Annotated in this window: 32 protein-coding genes; 3 read left to right on the top strand and 29 right to left on the bottom strand. The window is 41.6% G+C overall.

What is annotated here, in order from left to right; translation table 11 throughout:
* Positions 1 to 46 precede the first annotated feature (46 nt).
* From secY to rpsJ, 22 genes are all read right to left on the bottom strand, one after another.
* Entirely contained in the window at positions 47 to 1,399 is a 1,353-nt protein-coding gene (gene secY, locus PGQ33_RS08830) for a preprotein translocase subunit SecY (RefSeq protein WP_270205608.1), read from the bottom strand.
* On the bottom strand, positions 1,399 to 1,839 hold the full coding sequence (rplO, locus tag PGQ33_RS08825; protein ID WP_008372558.1) for a 50S ribosomal protein L15: 441 nt from the start codon (positions 1,837 to 1,839) through the stop codon (positions 1,399 to 1,401). Before rplO ends, secY begins: the two co-directional genes overlap by 1 nt.
* 22 nt (positions 1,840 to 1,861) lie before the next feature.
* Positions 1,862 to 2,044, bottom strand: coding sequence for a 50S ribosomal protein L30 (gene rpmD / locus PGQ33_RS08820; protein WP_008372557.1), 183 nt, complete (start codon positions 2,042 to 2,044; stop codon positions 1,862 to 1,864).
* Between the two features lie 13 nt (positions 2,045 to 2,057).
* Positions 2,058 to 2,567, bottom strand: coding sequence for a 30S ribosomal protein S5 (gene rpsE / locus PGQ33_RS08815; protein ID WP_008372554.1), 510 nt, complete (start codon positions 2,565 to 2,567; stop codon positions 2,058 to 2,060).
* A gap of 15 nt (positions 2,568 to 2,582) precedes the next feature.
* Positions 2,583 to 2,951 carry a 50S ribosomal protein L18 gene (gene rplR / locus PGQ33_RS08810; RefSeq protein WP_008372552.1) on the bottom strand — a complete coding sequence of 123 codons (369 nt, stop codon included), beginning with the start codon at positions 2,949 to 2,951 and terminating at the stop codon, positions 2,583 to 2,585.
* A gap of 19 nt (positions 2,952 to 2,970) precedes the next feature.
* Positions 2,971 to 3,513 carry a 50S ribosomal protein L6 gene (rplF, locus tag PGQ33_RS08805; RefSeq protein ID WP_008372550.1) on the bottom strand — a complete coding sequence of 181 codons (543 nt, stop codon included), beginning with the start codon at positions 3,511 to 3,513 and terminating at the stop codon, positions 2,971 to 2,973.
* A gap of 133 nt (positions 3,514 to 3,646) precedes the next feature.
* Positions 3,647 to 4,048, bottom strand: a complete 402-nt coding sequence (gene rpsH, locus PGQ33_RS08800) for a 30S ribosomal protein S8 (protein ID WP_008372548.1) — start codon at positions 4,046 to 4,048, stop codon at positions 3,647 to 3,649.
* Positions 4,049 to 4,067: 19 nt separating this feature from the next.
* On the bottom strand, positions 4,068 to 4,253 hold the full coding sequence (locus tag PGQ33_RS08795) for a type Z 30S ribosomal protein S14 (protein WP_008372546.1): 186 nt from the start codon (positions 4,251 to 4,253) through the stop codon (positions 4,068 to 4,070).
* A gap of 13 nt (positions 4,254 to 4,266) precedes the next feature.
* Positions 4,267 to 4,806 carry a 50S ribosomal protein L5 gene (gene rplE / locus PGQ33_RS08790; protein WP_008372545.1) on the bottom strand — a complete coding sequence of 180 codons (540 nt, stop codon included), beginning with the start codon at positions 4,804 to 4,806 and terminating at the stop codon, positions 4,267 to 4,269.
* A gap of 23 nt (positions 4,807 to 4,829) precedes the next feature.
* A complete protein-coding gene (gene rplX / locus PGQ33_RS08785; protein WP_022220190.1) occupies positions 4,830 to 5,141 on the bottom strand; it encodes a 50S ribosomal protein L24 in 312 nt (103 codons plus the stop codon).
* Positions 5,142 to 5,153: 12 nt separating this feature from the next.
* On the bottom strand, positions 5,154 to 5,522 hold the full coding sequence (gene rplN, locus PGQ33_RS08780; protein ID WP_008372541.1) for a 50S ribosomal protein L14: 369 nt from the start codon (positions 5,520 to 5,522) through the stop codon (positions 5,154 to 5,156).
* Between the two features lie 36 nt (positions 5,523 to 5,558).
* Positions 5,559 to 5,813 carry a 30S ribosomal protein S17 gene (rpsQ, locus tag PGQ33_RS08775; RefSeq protein WP_022220191.1) on the bottom strand — a complete coding sequence of 85 codons (255 nt, stop codon included), beginning with the start codon at positions 5,811 to 5,813 and terminating at the stop codon, positions 5,559 to 5,561.
* 29 nt (positions 5,814 to 5,842) lie between these two features.
* Entirely contained in the window at positions 5,843 to 6,049 is a 207-nt protein-coding gene (rpmC, locus tag PGQ33_RS08770) for a 50S ribosomal protein L29 (protein ID WP_008372537.1), read from the bottom strand.
* Positions 6,039 to 6,476 carry a 50S ribosomal protein L16 gene (gene rplP / locus PGQ33_RS08765; protein WP_008372535.1) on the bottom strand — a complete coding sequence of 146 codons (438 nt, stop codon included), beginning with the start codon at positions 6,474 to 6,476 and terminating at the stop codon, positions 6,039 to 6,041. The genes rpmC and rplP overlap by 11 nt, the downstream gene beginning before the upstream one ends.
* Positions 6,476 to 7,132, bottom strand: coding sequence for a 30S ribosomal protein S3 (rpsC, locus tag PGQ33_RS08760; RefSeq protein WP_008372532.1), 657 nt, complete (start codon positions 7,130 to 7,132; stop codon positions 6,476 to 6,478). The genes rplP and rpsC overlap by 1 nt, the downstream gene beginning before the upstream one ends.
* Positions 7,133 to 7,143: 11 nt before the next feature.
* Positions 7,144 to 7,530 carry a 50S ribosomal protein L22 gene (gene rplV / locus PGQ33_RS08755; RefSeq protein WP_008372530.1) on the bottom strand — a complete coding sequence of 129 codons (387 nt, stop codon included), beginning with the start codon at positions 7,528 to 7,530 and terminating at the stop codon, positions 7,144 to 7,146.
* A 31-nt stretch (positions 7,531 to 7,561) separates the two neighbouring features.
* Positions 7,562 to 7,843: a 30S ribosomal protein S19 gene (gene rpsS / locus PGQ33_RS08750; RefSeq protein WP_008372528.1), complete on the bottom strand. Its 282-nt coding sequence runs from the start codon at positions 7,841 to 7,843 to the stop codon at positions 7,562 to 7,564.
* 25 nt (positions 7,844 to 7,868) lie between these two features.
* Positions 7,869 to 8,711, bottom strand: coding sequence for a 50S ribosomal protein L2 (rplB, locus tag PGQ33_RS08745; protein WP_055157800.1), 843 nt, complete (start codon positions 8,709 to 8,711; stop codon positions 7,869 to 7,871).
* 69 nt (positions 8,712 to 8,780) lie between these two features.
* Positions 8,781 to 9,086, bottom strand: coding sequence for a 50S ribosomal protein L23 (rplW, locus tag PGQ33_RS08740; RefSeq protein ID WP_008372525.1), 306 nt, complete (start codon positions 9,084 to 9,086; stop codon positions 8,781 to 8,783).
* Positions 9,086 to 9,706, bottom strand: coding sequence for a 50S ribosomal protein L4 (rplD, locus tag PGQ33_RS08735; RefSeq protein WP_008372524.1), 621 nt, complete (start codon positions 9,704 to 9,706; stop codon positions 9,086 to 9,088). Before rplD ends, rplW begins: the two co-directional genes overlap by 1 nt.
* A gap of 30 nt (positions 9,707 to 9,736) precedes the next feature.
* A complete protein-coding gene (rplC, locus tag PGQ33_RS08730; protein ID WP_055297549.1) occupies positions 9,737 to 10,417 on the bottom strand; it encodes a 50S ribosomal protein L3 in 681 nt (226 codons plus the stop codon).
* Positions 10,418 to 10,507: 90 nt separating this feature from the next.
* A complete protein-coding gene (gene rpsJ, locus PGQ33_RS08725; RefSeq protein ID WP_008372521.1) occupies positions 10,508 to 10,825 on the bottom strand; it encodes a 30S ribosomal protein S10 in 318 nt (105 codons plus the stop codon).
* Positions 10,826 to 11,232: 407 nt separating this feature from the next.
* Between rpsJ and PGQ33_RS08720 the strand changes: the two genes are divergently transcribed.
* Positions 11,233 to 11,724, top strand: a complete 492-nt coding sequence (locus PGQ33_RS08720; protein WP_118198919.1) for a nitroreductase family protein — start codon at positions 11,233 to 11,235, stop codon at positions 11,722 to 11,724.
* A 425-nt stretch (positions 11,725 to 12,149) separates the two neighbouring features.
* Positions 12,150 to 12,341: a hypothetical protein gene (locus PGQ33_RS08715; RefSeq protein WP_008372514.1), complete on the top strand. Its 192-nt coding sequence runs from the start codon at positions 12,150 to 12,152 to the stop codon at positions 12,339 to 12,341.
* 76 nt (positions 12,342 to 12,417) lie between these two features.
* On the opposite strand, the gene PGQ33_RS08710 is transcribed toward PGQ33_RS08715, so the two are convergent.
* Positions 12,418 to 14,679 (bottom strand): hypothetical protein, encoded by a 2,262-nt coding sequence (locus PGQ33_RS08710; RefSeq protein WP_270203897.1) that lies wholly within the window; start codon positions 14,677 to 14,679, stop codon positions 12,418 to 12,420.
* 197 nt (positions 14,680 to 14,876) lie between these two features.
* On the opposite strand from PGQ33_RS08710, the gene PGQ33_RS08705 reads away from it, so the two are divergent.
* Positions 14,877 to 15,497 carry a TetR/AcrR family transcriptional regulator gene (locus PGQ33_RS08705; protein WP_118198916.1) on the top strand — a complete coding sequence of 207 codons (621 nt, stop codon included), beginning with the start codon at positions 14,877 to 14,879 and terminating at the stop codon, positions 15,495 to 15,497.
* A 115-nt stretch (positions 15,498 to 15,612) separates the two neighbouring features.
* Here PGQ33_RS08705 and PGQ33_RS08700 read toward each other — a convergent pair whose 3' ends face one another.
* The 6 genes from PGQ33_RS08700 to prdC all read right to left on the bottom strand — a co-directional run bounded on the left by PGQ33_RS08700 (position 15,613) and on the right by prdC (position 21,357).
* Positions 15,613 to 16,086 carry a glycine/sarcosine/betaine reductase component B subunit gene (locus PGQ33_RS08700; RefSeq protein WP_055158009.1) on the bottom strand — a complete coding sequence of 158 codons (474 nt, stop codon included), beginning with the start codon at positions 16,084 to 16,086 and terminating at the stop codon, positions 15,613 to 15,615.
* A gap of 11 nt (positions 16,087 to 16,097) precedes the next feature.
* Positions 16,098 to 16,862 (bottom strand): proline reductase cluster protein PrdD, encoded by a 765-nt coding sequence (gene prdD, locus PGQ33_RS08695; protein ID WP_118198963.1) that lies wholly within the window; start codon positions 16,860 to 16,862, stop codon positions 16,098 to 16,100.
* A gap of 177 nt (positions 16,863 to 17,039) precedes the next feature.
* Positions 17,040 to 17,765, bottom strand: a complete 726-nt coding sequence (gene prdB, locus PGQ33_RS08690) for a D-proline reductase (dithiol) protein PrdB (protein WP_082421153.1) — start codon at positions 17,763 to 17,765, stop codon at positions 17,040 to 17,042.
* A 21-nt stretch (positions 17,766 to 17,786) separates the two neighbouring features.
* On the bottom strand, positions 17,787 to 18,068 hold the full coding sequence (locus tag PGQ33_RS08685) for a CBO2463/CBO2479 domain-containing protein (protein ID WP_022220196.1): 282 nt from the start codon (positions 18,066 to 18,068) through the stop codon (positions 17,787 to 17,789).
* Between the two features lie 11 nt (positions 18,069 to 18,079).
* Complete coding sequence (prdA, locus tag PGQ33_RS08680) at positions 18,080 to 19,951, bottom strand: D-proline reductase (dithiol) proprotein PrdA (RefSeq protein WP_008372497.1); 1,872 nt, start codon at positions 19,949 to 19,951, stop codon at positions 18,080 to 18,082.
* A 77-nt stretch (positions 19,952 to 20,028) separates the two neighbouring features.
* Positions 20,029 to 21,357, bottom strand: a complete 1,329-nt coding sequence (gene prdC, locus PGQ33_RS08675; RefSeq protein WP_008372495.1) for a proline reductase-associated electron transfer protein PrdC — start codon at positions 21,355 to 21,357, stop codon at positions 20,029 to 20,031.
* Positions 21,358 to 21,587 lie beyond the last annotated feature (230 nt).

Here is a 21,587-nt window from a genome sequence, read left to right as displayed (position 1 = left end):
CCGTTGTCTTTGATTATACTCTAAAAGACAACGGGCTACAATTGTTTTAATATCTAAGAAAACTATTTTTCATAGATTTTCCTTTGACATTCAAAAATCCTGTGTAATTACGAACGAGCATCTGAGACTCAATCTGTTTGAGTGTCTCAAGAACAACACCGATGATAATGATCAGAGAAGTTCCCCCGAATGATACATTCGCTCCAAACACACCATTGAACACAAACGGAATTACCTGTACAATTACAAGTCCGCATGCACCAATAAAGATAATATAATTTAATATCTTATTTAAGTAGTCCACAGTAGGTTTTCCAGGTCTGATACCTGGGATAAATCCACCGCTTTTTTTCATATTATTTGCAATTTCCAACGGGTTAAAAGTAATGCTCGTATAGAAATATGCAAAGAAAATCGTAAGTACGATATATACTATAAGTCCCCAGGAATAGTAAATCTTATTCGGATTACACCAGTTTCCTGAACTTAAGCCTCTGAGGATTTCACTTCCGATGCCTTTTCCGTTGCCCTTGCCCATAAATGAAGCAATTACAACCGGGAACTGCATAATAGATGAAGCGAAAATAACCGGAATTACTCCGGCGGTATTAACCTTCAGCGGAATGTTCGTTGACTGTCCACCTACTGATTTTCTCCCCTGTACTTTCTGCGAATACTGAACCGGAATTCGTCTCTCCGCATCCTGAAGTATTACCGTAAATACTACAAGTACGAGAATGATTGCAATGATGATGATTGCTGCAAGTCCTCCACTGGCAAGACCTTTGCCGCTGATGAACTTCTCATACAGTGAGGTCATATCACTTGGAATGCGTGATAAAATGTTAATGAGCAGGACGATAGAAATACCATTTCCCACTCCTTTTTCTGTAATTCGTTCCCCGATCCACATAAGGAATGCAGATCCTGCAGTTAATGTAAGAACTACAATTGCAGCATTTACAAAATTGAACTTTTCCAGAAGTCCCTGACGTCCAAATCCAACAGCCATAGCTGTAGATTCAATCAGAGCAAGCACAACTGTCACATAACGAGTTAATGCGGTAAGCTTCTTTCTTCCATCTTCCCCTTCTTTCTGCATTTCCTCAAGCTTTGGAATTGCAATTGTAAGAAGCTGGATGATAATAGAAGATGTGATATACGGGGTAATACTCAATGCAAAGATGGACATCGTCTCAAACGAACCGCCGGTGAAAGCGTTAAAAAAGTTAAACGAATCACCGGTCTGGTTCGCAAAGAAATTCTGAATATAGGTCGGATCAACTCCCGGTGTCGGAAGCTGAGATCCGAGTCTTACTACAAACAGCATTGCAAGGGTATACAATATTTTTCTCCGTATGTCTTCAATCTGAAATGCTTTACGGAATGTTTGTAGCATTAGATCACCTCTGCTTTTCCACCAACAGCTTCAATCTTTTCTACAGCACCTGCGCTGAATGCATTTGCCTGAACAGTAAGCTTTTTGGTTAACTCTCCATTTCCAAGAATTTTAACACCATCTCTGGCATGTTTTACGATTCCTGCTTCAATCAGAGTTTCAACAGAAACTACTGCATCGTTGTCAAATACTTCAAGAGCACTGACATTGATTCCAACGATTTCCTTAGAGTTTCTGCAAGTGAAACCTCTCTTAGGAATACGTCTGTATAATGGCATCTGTCCACCTTCGAAACCTGGTCTCGGAGCTCCGGAACGAGCTTTCTGACCTTTGTGTCCCTTACCAGCAGTCTTACCATTTCCTGAGCCGTGTCCACGACCTCTTCTGAAATTATCGCTATGTTTTGATCCGTCAGCCGGTCTTAAATTAGATAAGTCCATTGTGACACCTCCTATCTAAGATTTATGCTTCTTCTTCTACTTTTACCAGATGTCTTACCTGCTGAACCATTCCTCTGGTTGCAGCGTTATCCGGAAGGACAACTGTCTTATTAACCTTCTTAAGGCCTAATGCTTCTACTGTTCTTCTGTGTTTCGGAACAGCACCGATTGTTGATTTTACTAATGTGATTTTTAAATTTGCCATTGTAATCTCCTCCCTAGCCTAAGATCTCTTCTACAGTTTTACCGCGAAGTTTAGCTACGTCTTCTGGAGCTTTCAGCTGACTTAAACCTTCGATAGTAGCAAGTACTACGTTCTGTTTGTTGTTAGATCCGAGAGATTTTGTACGGATGTTCTTGATACCTGCAAGTTCGATTACGGCACGAGCCGGTCCACCTGCGATAACACCAGTACCTTCCGGAGCTTTTTTCAGAAGTACAGAAGCACTTCCGAATTTTCCAATATAATCATGTGTAATACTGTCGTTTTCATCTAAAGTAACTTTGATAAGTTTCTTCATAGCATCTTCTTTTCCTTTGCGGATTGCTTCCGGAATTTCAGCTGCTTTTCCTAAACCTGCACCAACATGGCCGTTTCCGTCGCCAACAACTACTAAAGCTGTGAATCTCATGTTACGACCACCCTTAACAACTTTGGTAACACGTTTGATTGATACTACTTTTTCGGTAAGTTCTAACTGATTAGCATCAATACGTTCCTGTTTCATGTGTCCGTCCTCCTTCTAGAAATTCAAACCAGCTTCTCTTGCTGCGTCTGCTAATGCTTTGATTTTTCCGTGATAGATAAATCCTCCTCTGTCAAATACAACAGAAGTGATACCTTTCTCGATTGCTTTCTTTGCAATTACTGTTCCAAGGTATGCTGCTGCTTCAACGTTGTTGGTTTTTTCCAGTTCTGCTTTCACATCTTTCTGAAGAGTGGAAGCGGAAACCAGAGTGTTTCCAACTGTATCGTCAATAATCTGAGCATACATATGATTATTACTTCTAAACACAGCGAGACGCGGTCTTTCAGCTGTACCACTGAAACGGTTACGCAGTTTTCTATGTTTATTTACACGAACTTCGCTTCTTGATTTCTTACTAACCATTTGTTCACACTCTCCTTACTTATTTTTTACCAGTTTTACCAACTTTACGTCTGATAACTTCATCAGCATATTTGATTCCCTTGCCCTTATAAGGTTCCGGTCTTCTCTTATCTCTGATTTCAGCTGCGTACTGGCCAACTTTTTCTTTACTGATTCCCTTAACGATGATTTTGTTCTGTCCGTCAAGAACAGTTTCGATTCCTTCCGGATCTTCCATCTCAACCGGGTGAGAGTATCCCAAATTCAATGTTAATTTGTTTCCTGATTTGGAAGCTCTGTAACCTACACCGTTTACTTCAAGAACTTTTTCATATCCTTCAGTAACACCGATTACCATGTTGTTGATCAGTGTTCTTGTAAGACCATGAAGAGATTTCATCTTCTTGAGATCGTTCGGTCTTGTTACGATAACTTCTTCGCCTTCTTTTTTGATTTCCATTTCAACTGGAAGTTCTCTTACGAGAGTTCCCTTAGGACCTTTAACAGTCACTACATTCTTCTCTGCGATTTCAACAGTTACGCCTGCCGGGATCGCTACTGGATGTCTTCCGATACGTGACATACCTTTTACCTCCTACACTTACATTTTCGGAACAGCACCTTATGGCTGCTCTGTTTTCAGTTGCAATTTATTGAGTATCGAATGAAATCACAGGAAATATGATTTCATTCGTTTTCTCCATTTTATCTGGTTATTACCATACGAAGCAAAGAACTTCTCCGCCTACGCCAAGCTTTCTGGCTTCTTTGTCTGTAATCACGCCCTGGTTTGTAGAGATGATTGCAGTTCCAAGTCCTCCAAGTACTCTCGGAAGTTCGTCTTTACCAGCGTAAACACGAAGACCTGGTTTAGAAATCTTTTTGATTCCAGAAATAACTTTTTCGTTCTTATCTGCACCATATTTTAATGTGATGCGGATTGTGTTGAAGTTTCCTTCTTCTACGATGTCATATTTTGTGATGTATCCTTCGTTAACGAGAATGTCAGCGATAGCGATCTTCATCTTTGAAGCCGGAACATCTACTGTATCATGTTTTGCAGTGTTTGCGTTACGGATTCTTGTAAGCATATCTGCAATTGGATCACTCATAGTCATTGTGGATTATCCTCCTTTTCTACCAACTTGCTTTCTTTACGCCCGGAATTTCACCTTTGTATGCCAGTTCACGGAAGCATACACGGCAGATTCCATATTTTCTTAAATATGCATGTGGACGTCCACAGATTCTGCAACGATTATATTCTCTTGTAGAGAATTTCTGTTTGCGCTGCTGTTTCAGTTTCATTGCTGTCTTTGCCATGAAAATTTCCTCCTTATTTTGTGAATGGCATGTTGAACTGTGTTAACAATTCACGTGCTTCTTCGTCTGTATTAGCAGTTGTTACGAAGATAACATCCATACCTCTAACCTTATCTACTTTATCATATTCGATTTCTGGGAAGATAAGCTGCTCCTTGATACCAAGAGCGTAGTTACCTCTTCCGTCGAATGCGTTCGGATTAACTCCTCTAAAGTCACGTACACGAGGCAATGCAAGGTTGATGAGACGATCAACGAACTCATACATCTTTTCTCCTCTTAAAGTAACTTTGCATCCGATAGCCATTCCTTCACGGATTTTGAAGTTAGCTACTGAATTTTTAGCTCTGGTCAGAACTGCTTTCTGTCCAGTGATCTTTTCCATATCAGCTACAGCTGAGTCTAATGCTTTTGCATTGTCTTTTGCTTCGCCAACGCCCATGTTGATAACAACCTTGTCGAGCTTCGGCACTTCCATAATATTCTTATAACCAAATTTTTTGATCATTGCGTCAATGATCTCGTTCTGGTACTGTTCTTTAAGTCTACTCAAAGCCTTTGACCTCCTTCCTAGAACTAATCAATTACTTCGCCTGTTGATTTTGCAACACGTACTTTTTTGTCTCCATCAAGTTTGAAGCCTACTCTTGTAGCTTTTCCCTTGTGAACATACATTACGTTAGATGCATCGATCGGTCCTTCCTGATGAAGGATTCCGCCTTCCGGATTAGAAGCGCTTGGTTTAGCATGTTTTGTTCTCATGTTAACGCCTTCTACCAGGACTGTACCGTTTTTCTGATCTACTGCGATTACTTTGCCTTCTTTGTCTTTATCTTTTCCAGCGATAACTTTAACGGTATCGCCTTTTTTGATCTTCATTGTTGACATACTCGAACCTCCTTACAGTACTTCCGGAGCCAGTGAAACAATTTTCATAAATTGTTTCTCACGAAGTTCTCTGGCTACAGGTCCAAAAATACGAGTTCCTTTTGGGTTTTTGTCATCTTTAATAATAACAGCAGCATTTTCATCGAATCTGATGTATGATCCATCTTTACGACGAGTGCTGTTTACAGTACGAACAACTACAGCTTTAACGACATCACCTTTTTTAACAACGCCGCCTGGTGTTGCATCTTTAACCGAAGCAACGATTACATCACCGATAGCTGCATATCTTCTTGTAGAACCGCCTAATACACGGATACAGAGTAATTCTTTAGCACCTGTATTATCTGCTACTTTTAATCTGCTTTCTTGCTGTATCATGCAGGTAAACCTCCTTATACTTTTATCAAAGTCAAACTATTTAACTTTTTCTACGATTTCAACAAGTCTCCATCTCTTATCTTTAGATAACGGTCTTGTCTCCATAACTTTTACTCTATCACCAATATTGCATTCATTATTTTCATCATGCGCTTTCAGTTTGTAAGTTCTTTTTACGATCTTATTGTAAAGCGGATGTTTTACATGGTCTTCTACTGCAACGACGATTGTCTTGTCCATCTTGTTGCTTACAACCTTACCAACTCTCGTTTTTCTCAGGTTTCTTTCCACGGTTATACTCCTTTCTGAATATCACCTAATTAAGCATTCTGGCTTTTTTCTGTGATCACTGTCTGGATTCTTGCGATATTCTTTCTTACTTCTTTGATTCTGCTTGTATTATCTAACTGATTTGTTGCGTTCTGGAATCTCAGATTGAAGAGTTCCTTTTTAGCAGCTACTAATTCTTCATTTAATTCTGCAACAGATTTTGCTTTTAAATCTTCTACAAATGTCTTAATTTTCACTGTTATCACCGCCTTCTAAGTCTGCACGAGAAACGATTTTACATTTACATGGTAATTTGTGCATAGCAAGACGTAATGCTTCTTTCGCAACTTCTTCAGGTACTCCTGCAAGTTCGAACATTACACGTCCTGGCTTAACTACAGCTACCCAGTATTCAAGAGTTCCTTTTCCAGAACCCATACGTGTCTCAGCCGGTTTCGTTGTTACTGGTTTATCAGGGAAGATCTTGATCCAAACCTTACCACCACGTTTGATGTAACGTGTCATAGCGATACGGGCAGCTTCAATCTGGTTAGATCTGATCCAACATGGTTCCATTGCTACAAGACCATATTCACCGTTCGTGATCTTGTTTCCTCTTAATGCTTTACCTTTCATGGAGCCACGGAACTGTTTTCTACGTTTTACTCTTTTTGGCATTAACATTATTTATCGCTCCCTTCCTTACCTGCCTTTGTTGGAAGTACTTCGCCTTTGTAAATCCATACCTTAACACCAACTTTTCCGTAAGTTGTGTCTGCTTCAGCGAAGCCATAGTCAATGTCTGCTCTCAGTGTCTGAAGCGGAATAGTTCCTTCGCTGTAGAACTCTGTACGAGCCATATCAGCTCCGCCGAGACGTCCGGATACGGATGTCTTAACACCAAGTGCTCCTGATTTCATAGTTCTTGACATGCAAGATTTCATTGCACGACGGAAGGAAATACGATTTTCCAGCTGCTGTGCGATGTTTTCAGCAACGAGCTGAGCATCTTTGTCAGGTCTTTTTACTTCTTTGATGTCAACGATAACTTTCTTATCTGTCATTTTCTGAAGTTCAGCTTTTACTTTTTCGATCTCAGAACCGCCTTTACCGATTACAACACCCGGTTTAGCAGTATAAACGATGATCTTAACACGATCAGAAGCTCTTTCGATTTCAATCTTAGAAACTCCTGCGCTGTATAATTTATTCTTCAGAAATTTTCTGATTTTATGATCTTCTACTAAATAGTCAGCAAAATCTTTTTCTGCATACCATTTAGAGTCCCAGTCTTTGATAACACCGACTCTTAAGCCATGAGGATTAACTTTCTGTCCCATTATTGCCCTCCTTATCTTTCATTAAGCACAAGTGTAATATGACTCATTCTCTTTTCGATTCTGTAAGCTCTGCCCTGTGCTCTCGGTCTGATTCTCTTCATTGTTGGTCCTTTATTTGCGTAGCATTCCTCAATATAAAGGTTTTCAACACTCATACCGTTGTTATTCTCAGCATTTGCGATAGCTGATTCCAATAATTTCTTTATAATGCTTGAAGCGTATCTTGGATTGTATGTTAAAATACCAAGCGCTGTTGTTACATCCTTACCTCTGATGGCATCTAATACGAAGCATGCTTTCTGAACAGAAACTCTGGCGTAAGATAACTTAGCTGAAGGTCTGGTGTCCTTGTTTGCATTTCTTTCTCTCTTAATTTGACTTCTATGTCCTTTTGCCATGGGATGAAACCTCCTTTCAATACGTTAAATATTATCTAACTTTCGATTTCTTTTCGTCTTTTCCATGTCCTCTGTATGTTCTGGTTGCTACGAACTCTCCGAGTTTATGTCCAACCATATCTTCTGTTACATATACCGGAACATGTTTTCTTCCATCATGAACTGCGATTGTATGTCCAACCATAATCGGGAAGATTGTAGAACGACGAGACCATGTTTTGATAACACCCTTGTCTCCTGATGCGTTCATTGCTTCCACTTTCTTAAGCAGGCTTGCGTCTGCGAATGGTCCTTTTTTAAGTGAACGAGCCATAGGTTCTAACCTCCTTGAAAATTAACTATTTGATTCCTCTACCGTCTTTTCTTCTGATGATCAGCTTGTTAGACTGTTTGTTTTTCTTACGAGTCTTAAGACCAAGTGCCGGTTTACCCCAAGGAGTGCACGGACCCGGACGACCGATTCCAGTCTTACCTTCACCACCACCATGCGGATGATCATTCGGGTTCATAACGGAACCACGAACTGTAGGTCTGATACCCATGTGACGTTTACGTCCTGCTTTACCAATGTTTACAAGGTTGTGATCGCCATTTCCAACAACACCAACTGATGCGCGGCATTCGATCGGAACCATTCTCATTTCTCCTGAAGGAAGACGAAGTGTTGCATACTTTCCTTCTTTAGCCATGAGCTGTGCGCTGTTTCCTGCCGAACGAACCATCTGTCCGCCCTTTCCAGGATGAAGCTCAATGTTATGAACCTGTGTACCAACCGGGATAGCTGAAAGCGGCAGGCAGTTTCCTACTCTTACTTCTGCTTCTGGTCCGTTCATAACTTTCATTCCGTCTGTAAGTCCTTCTGGTGCGATGATGTAAGCTTTTTCTCCATCAGCGTAGCAGATAAGTGCAATGTTAGCACTTCTGTTCGGATCGTATTCGATTCCGATTACAGTTGCCGGAATTCCGTCTTTTTTACGTTTGAAGTCGATTACTCTATATTTTCTCTTAACTCCGCCTCCGCGGTGTCTAACAGTGATTTTACCCTGATTGTTACGTCCGGCAGTCTTGCTCAGAGAAACTACTAAAGATTTCTCCGGTGCTGTTTTTGTGATTTCTGAGAAATCAGAGCCGGTCATATGTCTTCTGGAAGGTGTATATGGGCGGTATGTTTTAATTCCCATTACTCTATCTCCTTTCGCATTTTGCTAGTTATTTTTGTCACGGATTTGCACCGTTTAGGTTCCAGTTTCTTACAGTCCCTGGAAGATTTCGATCTCTGCTGATTCTTCTGTCAGCTGAACGATTGCTTTCTTTGTCTTAGCTGTTTTTCCGAATGTCATGGTTCCGCGAACTCGTTTGTTCTTTCCGTCCATGTTGATTGTGTTAACGCCAGCAACTTTTGTTCCTGGGAACATTTTTTCTACAGCTTCTTTGATCTGAGTCTTATTAGCTTCTGTGTGTACAAGGAATGTGTATTTCTTGTCAGCCATAAGAGCCATTGTCTTTTCGGTTACTACCGGTTTAAGGATTACATCATAATACTGAATGTTTGCCATTATGCGTACACCTCCTCGATTGCCTGTACAGCAGCCTTAGTTGCGATTACTGTATTGTATTTCAGGATGTCATACACATTGATTGTGTTTGTCTTAGCAGTTTTAACATCAGCAATGTTTCTAGCTGAAAGTTCTGCGTTCTTGTTTCCGTCTTCCAGAACTACGAGAGCTTTGGATACTGACAGGTTATTAAGAACATCCTGGAATTTCTTTGTCTTGATTTCATCAAAGTTAATTTCATCAACAACGATGAATTTCTTTTCTTCTACTCTTGATGTCAGAGCGGATTTGAGAGCTGCTCTTCTTTCTTTCTTGTTAAGTTTGAAAGAGTAATCTCTCGGTGTCGGAGCGAATACTACTCCACCGCCTGTCCACTGCGGAGCTCTTGTAGATCCCTGTCTTGCATGACCGGTACCTTTCTGTCTCCATGGTTTTCTTCCGCCGCCGGAAACTTCTGAACGAGTTTTCGCTTTCTGTGTTCCCTGACGTTTATTTGCAAGCTGGCTTACAACTGCCATGTGTACAAGGTGTTCGTTTACTTCTACACCGAATACAGCATCATTTAAGTCGATTGTTCCAACTTCTTTACCTTCGATATTGTAAACAGATACGTTTGCCATCTGTATGTTCCTCCTTTCCTAGTGCCAATCTTAGATAGATTTTACAGATTCTTTAATCGTTACAAGAGATTTCTTTGGTCCCGGAACTGCGCCCTTAACCAGAAGAAGGTTGTTTTCAACGTCTACTCTTACGATTTCAAGGTTCTGAATTGTAATCTTCTTTGCTCCCATGTGTCCTGGCATCTTTTTGCCCTTAAATACTTTACTCGGGTCAGATGCAGCACCGTTGGAACCAGCATGACGATGGAACTTAGAACCGTGAGCCATAGGTCCTCTGTGCTGGTTGTGTCTCTTGATAGCACCCTGGAATCCTTTACCTTTGGAAATTGCTGTTGCGTCTACTTTGTCGCCAGCTTCAAAGATATCTGCTTTAATTTCCTGAGCTAACTGATATTCATCAGCGTTCTCGAATTTGAATTCTCTTACAAATCTCTTTCCTGTTACTCCGGCTTTATCAAAGTGTCCTTTTTCAGCCTTTGTAACACCGTGTCTGTGCACGATTTCTTTCTTTCCGTTCTTGTCAACGTTAACAATTTTGTCTTTCTTGTCAACGAATCCAACCTGAACTGCGCTGTATCCGTCATTTTCAACGGTTTTGATCTGTGTTACAACACATGGTCCAGCCTGAAGAACAGTTACCGGAGTAAGTACTCCATCTTCGTTGAAGATTTGAGTCATTCCGACTTTGGTAGCTAAGATAGCTTTCTTCATTTTATTTTACCTCCTGTGATTTACAGCGGAACGCCCTTATGGGTGTTCATCCTAAATATTAGGAACTACTGTGTTTTAATTTATTAGAACTTATTTGTTCTTCATTTTGATATCGATGTATACACCAGCTGGCATTTCCAGTCTTGACAGAGCATCTACAGTCTTCTGTGTCGGTGCAATGATATCGATCAGTCTCTTATGAGTTCTCTGTTCGAACTGTTCTCTGGAATCTTTGTATTTGTGAACCGCTCTTAAGATTGTTACAACTTCCTTCTTTGTCGGAAGCGGTACCGGTCCGCTAACCTTTGCTCCATTTTTCTTTACAGTTTCGATAATTTTCTTGGCAGATGCATCTACAAGCTGATGATCATATGCCTTCAATGTGATTCTCATTACTTGACTTGCCATAAAAAAAGTCGCCTCCTTTTCGTACTTAAACCTCAGTACGACAAGCGGTGACTGTACACTTCCCCGTGTGTGTCGTGAGAAACTCACACGTTGTTACTGCATCTCAGCAGCTGTTATGATTTCGTACAGTGACTTGTCGCCAGTTTCCTAACTTGACATTCGCTCCACGGAAAACCTGCCATTCTTCTCGGCAGCAACCTCGCGCTTCTTTGCTATCATGTCACAGCTTTTTTAGTATACCCGATGTTTCTGCATTTTGCAAGCATTTTATTTTATTTTTTGTACTTTTTTTCATACAAAATTTTCTTAAAAAATCTTCTCCTTTTGTGCTATTTTTCTTATTCCCTTTTTGCGGTATAATATTCTCATATTCAGCGGGGTACCAGATCCATAGGCTTCTTCGCTAAATGCAGCCTGTCTCACATGAAGTGATCGAGAAAATCGTAGAAGCAAGTGCCTACGCTCCATCCTGGAAGAATACGCAGACAGCAAGATATATTATAATAGAAGAAACAGCTCTCAAAGACAGGATTGCCAGAGAAGCTGTTATGGGATTTGAATGGAATACAGGCATCATTCTTGGTGCACCGGTACTGGTTGTTCTCGCTTCCGTTCCGGGAAAAAGCGGTTACGAAAAGGACGGAGCTTATTCCACCTCAAAAAAGGATAAATGGGAAATGTTTGATGCCGGTATCGCTGCGCAGACCTTCCAGCTCGCTGCACACGAATGTGGAATCGGTTCTGTTGTCATGGGCATCTTCGATGAAACACAAGTAAAAGAAATTCTCAGTCTCGATGACAGCCTGAATGTATCTGCCCTGATTGCAATCGGTCATCCGGCTGTCAGCCCAACTGTTCCGGCACGTAAATCAGTCCAGGAGCTGCTCCAATACCGTTAATCTCTCACTGTCGTACAGTTGACCGTGTTGTACATATTCTAATACACAAATTATCTAGAAATTTACCAGTTTCTTGTTGACACTACTGTGATAAAGTGATATAGTGTAACCAACTTAATCAGAGAGCTAAACCAAAGGCGGTTTCCAACACGAGGATACCGCTATTTTAAAAAGACTTGATTAAGCTACAACATTGGTTGTTATTGCAGTTATATTGTTGCCGGTCGTTTCCCCCAAGAATGATCTTGCAATGATAAAACTCCAATTTATATATACATCCTCTTTGTAGGAGCATTCCCCAGCTTTGTATATAAGGCAAACTGCAATGCAACGAGGAAAAACCTCTCAATGACATACCAAAAAGAAAAGACATGACCTCGAGGGGTCATGTTTTTTCTTTCCAAAAGTAAAGGAGACGTGAAAATATGAGTAGTTCAAGACCAATAGATAACCCGAAAGATCCCCGTACAGACGAAAAACCCGTATTTTCAAAAGAGCTGGTGCAGGAAGATCTGAAAGATGAATTCAAAGCAGGCTCCAACTCCGAATGGGCCGCTGATTCCCAGGATGAACTCGAAGACTGGATTGAGGAGCAGGGGATTCAACTGAGATATTAATTCCATTCACAGGAATATTTTCAAAGAGCGGCTGGAAAATCGATTATATGATTTCCCAGCCGCTCTTTATTATACTTTATTTTTCACTCACGAAAATAAACTTCACACTTCCATCCATTCCATCTGCAATTCCAGAGAAGTTCTTATATTCTTTAGATGCATCAAGAAGTTCATTTGCTTTATTAAGAAGTTCATCAATATCGCCATCAAATACGCTTACAAGCTTTTTAATTCCTTCTTCATTAAACTGAATCATACCACTGTTTAATTCGGCTGCGCCAGAATCAAGTTTCTCAACACCGGAAATCAATGGTGCTATGTTGCTCTGAAGAGTGTTAAGACCTGTCGAAAGTGCGACAGCTCCGCTGTCAAGTTTAAGTGCACCTGCTGCAAGCTGACCAGATCCATTTGCAACAGTCTGTGCTCCGGCATTTGCTGTCTTCATATTCGTATTTAAAGTAGCACTTCCCGCACTTACTTGTGAAGCTCCGGCACTTAATGTTCCGAGTCCCGAATTCAGATCTTGTGTTCCTGCAAGTAAATTTCCACTTCCATCTAAGAGCTGTTTTGTTCCAGCTGTAAGCTGAGTCTTCATACTTCCAACACCGCCTTGAAGCTCTGTTGCTCCAGCTCCCAGAAGTTCCAGTGCCTCTTCTAACGAGCCGGCTCCTCCTTGTATATTTTGTAATCCTGCAACAACCTGACTTGCTCCGGATCCGATGCTTCCGAGGTTATCAGATAAATTTTTCGCACCTGCTGCAAGTTCATTCGCACCTGCTGATGCCTGGGTAATTCCGCTGTTCACAGCTTGCTGCTGTGTTTGAAGTCCACTTATAACATTATTCAGTACAGCCTGCTGCTCCGGTGTTGCTGACTCAAAAAGACTTGTCAGTGCTGCAATCATTGCTGAATTATCATTCCCTGCCGCAATCTGATCAAGTGAACTTTTAAGATTTGCCGCTCCGTCCGCAAGTCCGCTGGCTCCTGTCTGTGCCTGTGTAATTCCACCACTTACACTCTGCGCACCTTCTGCAGCACTTGCAGCTCCATTTTTCAGATTTTCTGCTCCGGCTTTAGCCTGTTTAATTCCACCATTCAGTTGTTCTGCACCACTGCTCAAAGAATCCACACCTGCACCAACCTGGTTTTGCATTTGTGCAATTCCATTATTCAGATCTTTTGCTCCGCTTTCAAGTTTAGCTGCTCCCGCACTGGCATTTTGTGCTCCTGCCTCAACCTGTGCTGCCCCTGTTTTCAAACTTTCTGTACCATCTGCCAGTTGACTCGTTCCTTTTGCAAGACTCTTACTTCCATCGGCCAATGTGTTTGCCCCACTGACCAGACTTCCTGTTCCACTTGCCAGTTCCTTTCCGCCGCTTGCCAGCTGATCTACTCCGCTTACCAGTGTTCCTGATGAAGAAAGCAGTGTATCCAGTCCGTCTTTTAGTTCTCCGGAGCCGCTGACAAGTTTGTTCGATGCATCTTGAAGTTCTGTCATAGAATCCTTCAGTTCATCCAGGCTGTCAAATTTATCGGTACCTACTTCATTGAACACTTCGTTTGTTGCAACTGTAACGGCTTCTACTTTTTCGTAATCTGTCACATCTGCTTCTACTGTAAAGGAATCCGGGATATCCAGATCATCCACCTTGCTACTAACTGATGTAAGCTGTTCTTTCAACTGTGGAAGTCCCATTCCGATCACGATATCTCTGTCACCATCTGAGATTACTTTTCCATTATCAACGGTTACATTTGAAAACTTCTCTCCATCCATCAGAAGTCCGGTTGCCATCAAAAATGGTGTGTATTTCCCGCTGTCAGCACTTGTATTCTGATATTCATAATGAATCTTTAAGTGTCCACTCTTTCCTTCCAGATCATCTGCGCTGACTTTCTTTCCGTCAAGTTCATAAGTAACCTTCATTCCTACAGGAATCTTCTTTGTGGTTGTTCCCTGATAACAGATATCTTTCTTATCTCCCTGCCATACCAGTTTACCGTTATTTTCAGAAAAGGTTTCATCACCTTTTACATTCTTGATATCTTTCAGATCTGATACATCATCGATTGTTCCAAGACTCGAAATATTTTTCAGCTGATCCGATACCGTAACATCTTTCTGGTTTCCTGCGTCATCTACTTTTACATATACAGTCTCATCTTTTACAGGTGTTGCGCTGCTGCTTGTTTTTGTTTCGCTTGTTTTCTTTGTCTCTGTACTTTTATCTTTATTATCTGCCGCCTGTACATTTACAGATGTTCCTGCAATATTTCCAACTACAAGTGATGCCATAAGTGCAAGTGTAACTAATACTCTGTATTCCCTGTTCTTCATGTTTAAAAACCTCCTGTAAGCCTCTACTGACTTTCCTGTCGGTATGCCTTCTTCTTTTTTGACTACTGGTCATTTTCTAGCTCGCACTTACTATAACTCAAAAATGACCACAAGTCAATATTTTTCTACAAAAAAGTTGACGCTGAGTCATTTTGATTTTATAATAAAGATAATTCAAAGGAAAAGAGGAATGAATCATGGGAAAAGTAGATGAAAACAAGCATCAGAAAATGGATGCTCTCTTTCAAAGCGCATACGATTTATTTCTGAATCAGGGAATCGAGAAAACATCAATCAGCGATATAGCAAAAAAGGCCGGAGTTGCGAAAGGAACGTTCTATTTATATTTTGCAGACAAATACGAGATACGCGACCGGCTGATCGCACGGACAGCCAGCCGACTTTTCCATAGAGCACACAAAGCTCTGGAGACAGCCGACATCCCCGAATTCGAAGATAAGATTATTTTTATTGTAGATTACGTTTTAAATGCCATGCAGAAAAATAAACTGATTCTGAGATTTATCTCTAAGAATCTCAGCTGGGGCATTTTCAGACAGGCTATCACCAATAATACGCAGGATGATGAGGGTGAAATTCTTGCATATTTTAGTAATATCCTTCTGGATCATCCGACAATCAAACTTCGTGCGCCGGAAACTATGCTGTTTCTGATCATAGAACTTGCAAGTTCTACTTCATACAGCACGATCCTGGACAACGATCCGATGTCGTTTGAAGAATTGAAGCCATATCTTAACGAAAGTATCCGCGCGATCATCCGTAACCATATTATCGAAGATACCGCAGAAAATTAAACAACAAAAGTCCTGTCAGAATCCGAATATCGAATCCGGATTCTCAGCAGGACTTTTCTATATCTTCTTTCCCTGCCAGCTTTACTTTTGACAGTTTTCTTCAAATTTCAAAACCTTAACGCTTCTCATTTTTCCGCATTTTCAGCTTCAGCATTGCAGTAACCTTTTTCGCATCCAGCTCCGTCACATTATTTTCTCCGAGTACATCTGTCTCAATGCCCTCTTCACTTTTATTGATATCCAGAATTTCTCCCAGATGATCATTTTCTACCACAAACTGGCCAACTGTACCACTGAATTTCAGACCGGTTACCGGAATTCCTCTGATTTCCATCTGTTCAGCCGTATTTGCGAAATCTACGTCACTGTTTCCCCATCCATCGGACGACAGGATAACTCCGTCTGCCCGCATAGCTTCCGCCCATACTGCCGCACGGGTTCCAACAAGCAATTTATCTGTATTATCATCCGGCGTTCCAACAATTATGATTCCCATCAGATCCAGATCTTCATCCGATGATACCACATCAAGAAGAGGATCCCTGAAATGGTGTAGTGATGTTTCCTTTGTCGATGGTCCAATTCCCATAATCGCACCTCCTACTGCATAGAACGGATAATTCCGTCACGATATTCGTTTGGTGTAACGATCACCGGCATATTTCCCATATCAATGATCGAGCGACCGTTTTCAGTTCCCGAAGGCTCTTTTGCAAATAACGAAGTATCGTACATCGCACCCTGTCCGGCAACCTGTTTTACGATCAAAACACGTTTTTTCCCCGGGCGAACCACATCATGGTACTCATGTCTCTCTGTGCAGAGATCGCCCCTGAACTTCTTCATCTGTTCCCGGAAAATCTGGATAAACTCGTCACAGGCATGGTGGGCTGCAAGTACACCTTCTCTTTCCTGTCCCATTCCAGGTTTCAGAACAACATCAAATGACACAATATAATCATCATCCCCCGGAGTACCCGCACGGTTCAGATACAGCTTCTCTTTCAGATTACCTTCACTGGACCCAAATTCGTGTGCCTGTTTTCCGTTTTCATCTACACCGGTAAGGATTACATAAACGCCGGTGAGCGTATGCGTAATCCCGTCCCCAATCTTTCCAAGTACTTTGGTCGATATCGGAATGATATCCATCATCGTATTGGTATAACGGTCATGTTCTCCCGGTCTTATAATCTGTACATCTAATTTGGAAAGCTGTGGATATTTCGGTAAAATTTCATCCAGTATTTTCTTCTCGATCGTCATCTTTCCAGATGCTGTCACTTTATTTTCTCCGCCTTCTTCCACCTCAGTAATATGGAAAGCTTTGATCACAAGCCGGCGCAGATCTATTTCTTTCTCCATATAATCATCCTCAATTCTAAATTGAACCCAAATGCGCCCTGGCACATTTGAGGCACATAGCACCTTTTATCTAACAGGAAATTTTATCAAAATATCCAGTTAAATAAAAAGGACATCTCCGGCAAATCAGAGCTTTCGCCCCAATCCTGCCGGGGATGTCCCCTTTTTACTATTTGATTATACTTTCGCTACATATTCAAACGGCAGCGGAACAACTTTTCCTGGAGTATCCAGCTTCACGAGCTGTTCCAGAGTTGCTTTTACGATGCCTGTCTGCATCTCAACGTTGTGTGGTTCACCAGCGTTAGCTCCCATAGGAACACGCGGAGCAACCGCACGTGGGGTACCGGTCTGACGAACAACCGGCGGAAGCGCAGCAATAATAATTGTAGGAATTCCTGCGGCTTCAATCGCTCTCTGCACCAGAACTGCAGAGCGGTGGCAGGTACCTCAACCAGCGGTGAGGATAACTGCGTCTACGCCTTCCTCTACAAACATCTTTGCAATGGCAGGACCAGTTTCATGTTTGAATTTTTCCTGGTTTCCGCCACCACCCATGAATCCGGCATGTACCGGTGCACATGCTTTGATAAATCCTTCTTTAGCAAGCTCATGGATACGGTCAATCGGGAACATACAGTTGATGTCTTTGTTTACATCACTGTTGTCATATCCACCGTGAGATACCATTAATTCATCTGACGGCATTTTATCTGTTATTTTTCTCCAGGTAAAGTCACCGGCAAGGTTGAATCTCTTCTGATCCTTGTGGTGCACACCTGCTGCTGTGGCGAGGGCAATTGTCATATCCTTCAGTTCTTTTTTCACCGGAGCCCATACTGGCGGCGGAGTTACCGGAACAAAGATTTCTGACTGAAGTCCTTTAACAACGGTCAAACTCATGTCTATTTCCTCCTGATATAATTACACTTCATCATTCTTCTTATGAGACTTCATTTCTTCCTGACGTCTCTGATACGTCTGCAGGTTACTAACATATTTTTCATTGGCGTCCGGTCCAAGCTGTTCGACAAAACTCATATTCCATCCAACTTCCTGTCCTACCACTAATGGATAATCCGTAATCAGCATTCTCATCGGGATTTTCAGATAACCTAATCGTCCCTTCAAATCGATTCCAACACATCCATCATGGATCTCTACGATTACGCCTTCCATATAGATGATCTTATCGCCATATTTCATAGTCATTCACCTTAATCGTATTTTTCTTTTCTCTTCTGGCTCATCGGCAGTGACTGCTCGTTCTTAACCAATTCAATTGTTCTGTCCATAGTCTTTGAAATCAGTTCGATGTTATTTGCTTTTACATTCGGATTCCATTTTCTTTCTGCCTTCTTCACTTCTTCTCCAGCCATTCCAGCTTTCAGCATAGCAAGTGCACGGATTGCTTCTTCCTGGCAAAGTGTGTTGCAGGCAAGAACTTCGTTCTCGATTCCTGATTCAGATTTGTTGTTATCTACCATGTACTGCATGTATTTGTTTCCAACTACAAGTGCTCCCTGTACTGCGCAGAATGAAAGTCCAACAACCGGAATTCCTCTCATACCGATCTGTTCGATATGGCTTGCGAAATCGATGTGGTTGTTACCAAATCCTTCTGTTGTAACAAATGCGCCATCAACATCAAGAGCTTCTACCATCATACCAACACGTTTTGATACATAGAATTTCTCTGTATTGATCTGTGGGCTACCTACAAAGATAACACCGCAAAGGTCAACTTCTTCATCATGGAGAGTTTCAAGAACCAGTGGTTCTCTCCAGTAATGTCTTGACATTTCTTTTGATGCAGGTCCGATACAGGTAAGTGCATGGATACATCCGTCAAGTACTTCCAGTGGAGATGCCATAATCGGTACGTTTCCAAGGTCGACGTTTGGTCTTGCACCAAGTACTCCGACTGGTTCCATAGGAAGAATCAGGTTGTCATGCATAGCACCCTGTCCCATGATTTCTTTTACGATAACGACTTTCTTCTTACCAGGTCTTCTTACCTGATTGAATGTCTCTGTATCTACTACAAGGCTTTCGTCTTCTACTTTCTTCAGAGCTTCACGGATTTCCTGTGTGATCACATCTGTTGCAGAATGTGCAGCAAGCGGGCCAGGTCTTTCCATGTTGGTTCCTTCTTTGATGATAACTTCTGTCTTGATGAAGATTTCACCTTTATCAGGAGCTCCCGGACGTCCCCACATGATATTTTCATCCAGGTATCCTTCGGAAGAACCGAATTCACCAATCTGAACACCATTGTCGTCTGTTCCGGTAACCATCATGATAACGCCATCAAGTACTCTTGTTGTACCTGTACCGATTTCGTCTTCGCCCTCTTTTGTAGCGATCGGCTGTACGTCCATGATTGTATTAGAATAAGTATGGTACTGATCCGGTGTAATGATATCAATCTTTAACTGATGAACCAGTTCCTGTGAAGCAACTGCTTCTTCTTCAATTCCTTCTCGGATGTAAAGAGTTGTTCCTTCGATTTTTGTCTCCGGTCCACGCTTTACTTCTGTAATTTTATAATGCTTTCTGGTAACGCTTCTTACGACTTTCGGTTCCAGCTCTTTTGTCGGTGTTGCGCCTGAAACCACGCCTGCCGGTAATTCTACCTCTGCCGGTACTTCCGCTACTGCAACACCGTTATTAAAACCCATCGGCATTTCGATATCGATATCTTTGCCTTCTCCAATGTGGATTTTTAACACGCCGCCAACTTTCTGTACACTTGCTGTAGGATTTGCAGTAACTGCTGGTGCTTCTTCTTTCACTTCTTCTTTTGCTTCTTCAGCCGGTGCTTCCTCTGCTGCAGGTGCTTTTGCGCCTTCAACAAGATCAGCTGTAAGTGGTGTAAGAGAATCGCAGGTCTTAACAAGCTTTGCTCCAAGTACCTGTTCGATTGTAAGTGTTCCATCAAGTTTCAGAAGTCCTGAATCTACCAGATCATCAAAGATAGCCGGATCTTCAAGGTTTGCAGCCTGGATTGTAATGCCGCCTTCTGCTCTACAGCATAATACTGCAGGATCTTTTGCATGTTCTTTTGCGGTTTCCGCTGTAATTGACATAATAATTTCCTCCTTGTTAATTTAACAATAACTCAATTAACTATTTATACACTCACCGAAGTGAGGTATCAACTTATCTATTTACCTTCCGGTAACTGTTCTACCTGTTTTGAAACACGCAGATATCTGTAAAGTGGATGTCCGATTGTACGCATTACATGGTCTGTCTGGTGGAATACCTTAAGTCCCATCTTCGGTGCTGATCCCATTACTGTATTTGAACAGTCTGAGCAGTTACCAATAATAATGTACTCGCATCCATCCTTCTTGAACTGAATATTATTCTTAGCCTGTCCAGGACAGTTTCCAGGTCTTTCGCATTTAAGCGGAGCTCCCGGTTTGTTTTCAATTGCCTGTTTACATCTGGCTACTGATTTCACTACACCATTCATCTTCTGACAAATATCTCTCATACGTTCTTCGCTACCACCGCAGGCACATACCAAAAGACCTACACTTGCACCATGAAGATCCGGGAAATCAATTGTAACAATGATTCCACCAGTTGTCTTTGTGATCGGTGCATCCTCTGTAGTAGCATGTCCGGTAAATGGACCACCCATGATGATTTCCCCATATACACCATCAATACCACCGGCACGTTCGATCATTTCCCCAACGCTTGTGCCGACCGGTACATCCATAAATACATGTGGCTCATTACCTCCATTGATCTTACCGATAACAGTAAGGTTCTTAGAAAAGCATGGCTTTCTCTCTTCAATTGCTTCCGCAACTCTTGCAAGAGTTTCTACATTACAGACAATTGCATTCGCTGCTGACGGAAGCTGTGTTGTATTCAGTTCGATTCCAAGACATTCTCTTACAACCGCACGTTCTTCTCCCATCGGATAAATATCCGGAAGTAAGTGGATCGTGATCGCCTCTTCATCTTTTAATGCCTCGCGCAGTGCCTTTACTGCTTTTTCATTTTTCTTCTTAATTGCAAAAATAGCTTTTGATGCATTGGAAATCTCCATGCAGTGTTTTACTCCGCGGATAACTTTCGCACAGTCATCTTCCAGCTGCTGAATGTTATGACGAAGTCCAGGCTCACACTCCGCTGCATTTACAAGGATATATCCTCCCTGCAGATCTGTTCCGAGTTTTACACCTGTCGGGAATCCGGCGCCACCCATTCCGACAACACCTGCCGCTTTTACCATATCAAGCTTGCTGCCTTCCGGAATCTTTACATATTCATCCTTCTGTTCTTCATCCGGCTTGATGATGATACGGTCTTCCAGTACGTCTTCTACCACACCATATGCACTTGAAAAAATATTAGCTCCAAGGCCTGTCGGTGTTGCAATCAGAGTCCCTTTTTCTACTCTGTCTCCGGCTTTTACAACCGGTGCACAAGGAGCTCCTACATGCTGACGCAGCAAAATCTGTAAGTTTGCCATGTCTCTTCTCTTCCTTTCTCCTCTACGTCGAAATCTATATCTTATCTTGTCCTACGCGTATTTGACTATAGTTTAACAAATAGATATATTTTTTTCAATAGCATTTATAGATTTTCACTTTTCATGTTGGACTCAATACTAGAATCTAGTCTAGTGATTGATCTGTACTATAGTCTATATGATTTTACTTGAAAATTCAATATCTTTTTTATATATAATCTATTTATTTT

Origin of the sequence: Coprococcus sp. AM100_B19A, from assembly GCF_027662015.1 — a bacterium.
Lineage (GTDB): Bacteria > Bacillota > Clostridia > Lachnospirales > Lachnospiraceae > Allocoprococcus > Allocoprococcus comes.
Note: the sequence above shows the minus strand (reverse complement) of the source record. Positions and strands in the feature narration are given on the sequence as shown.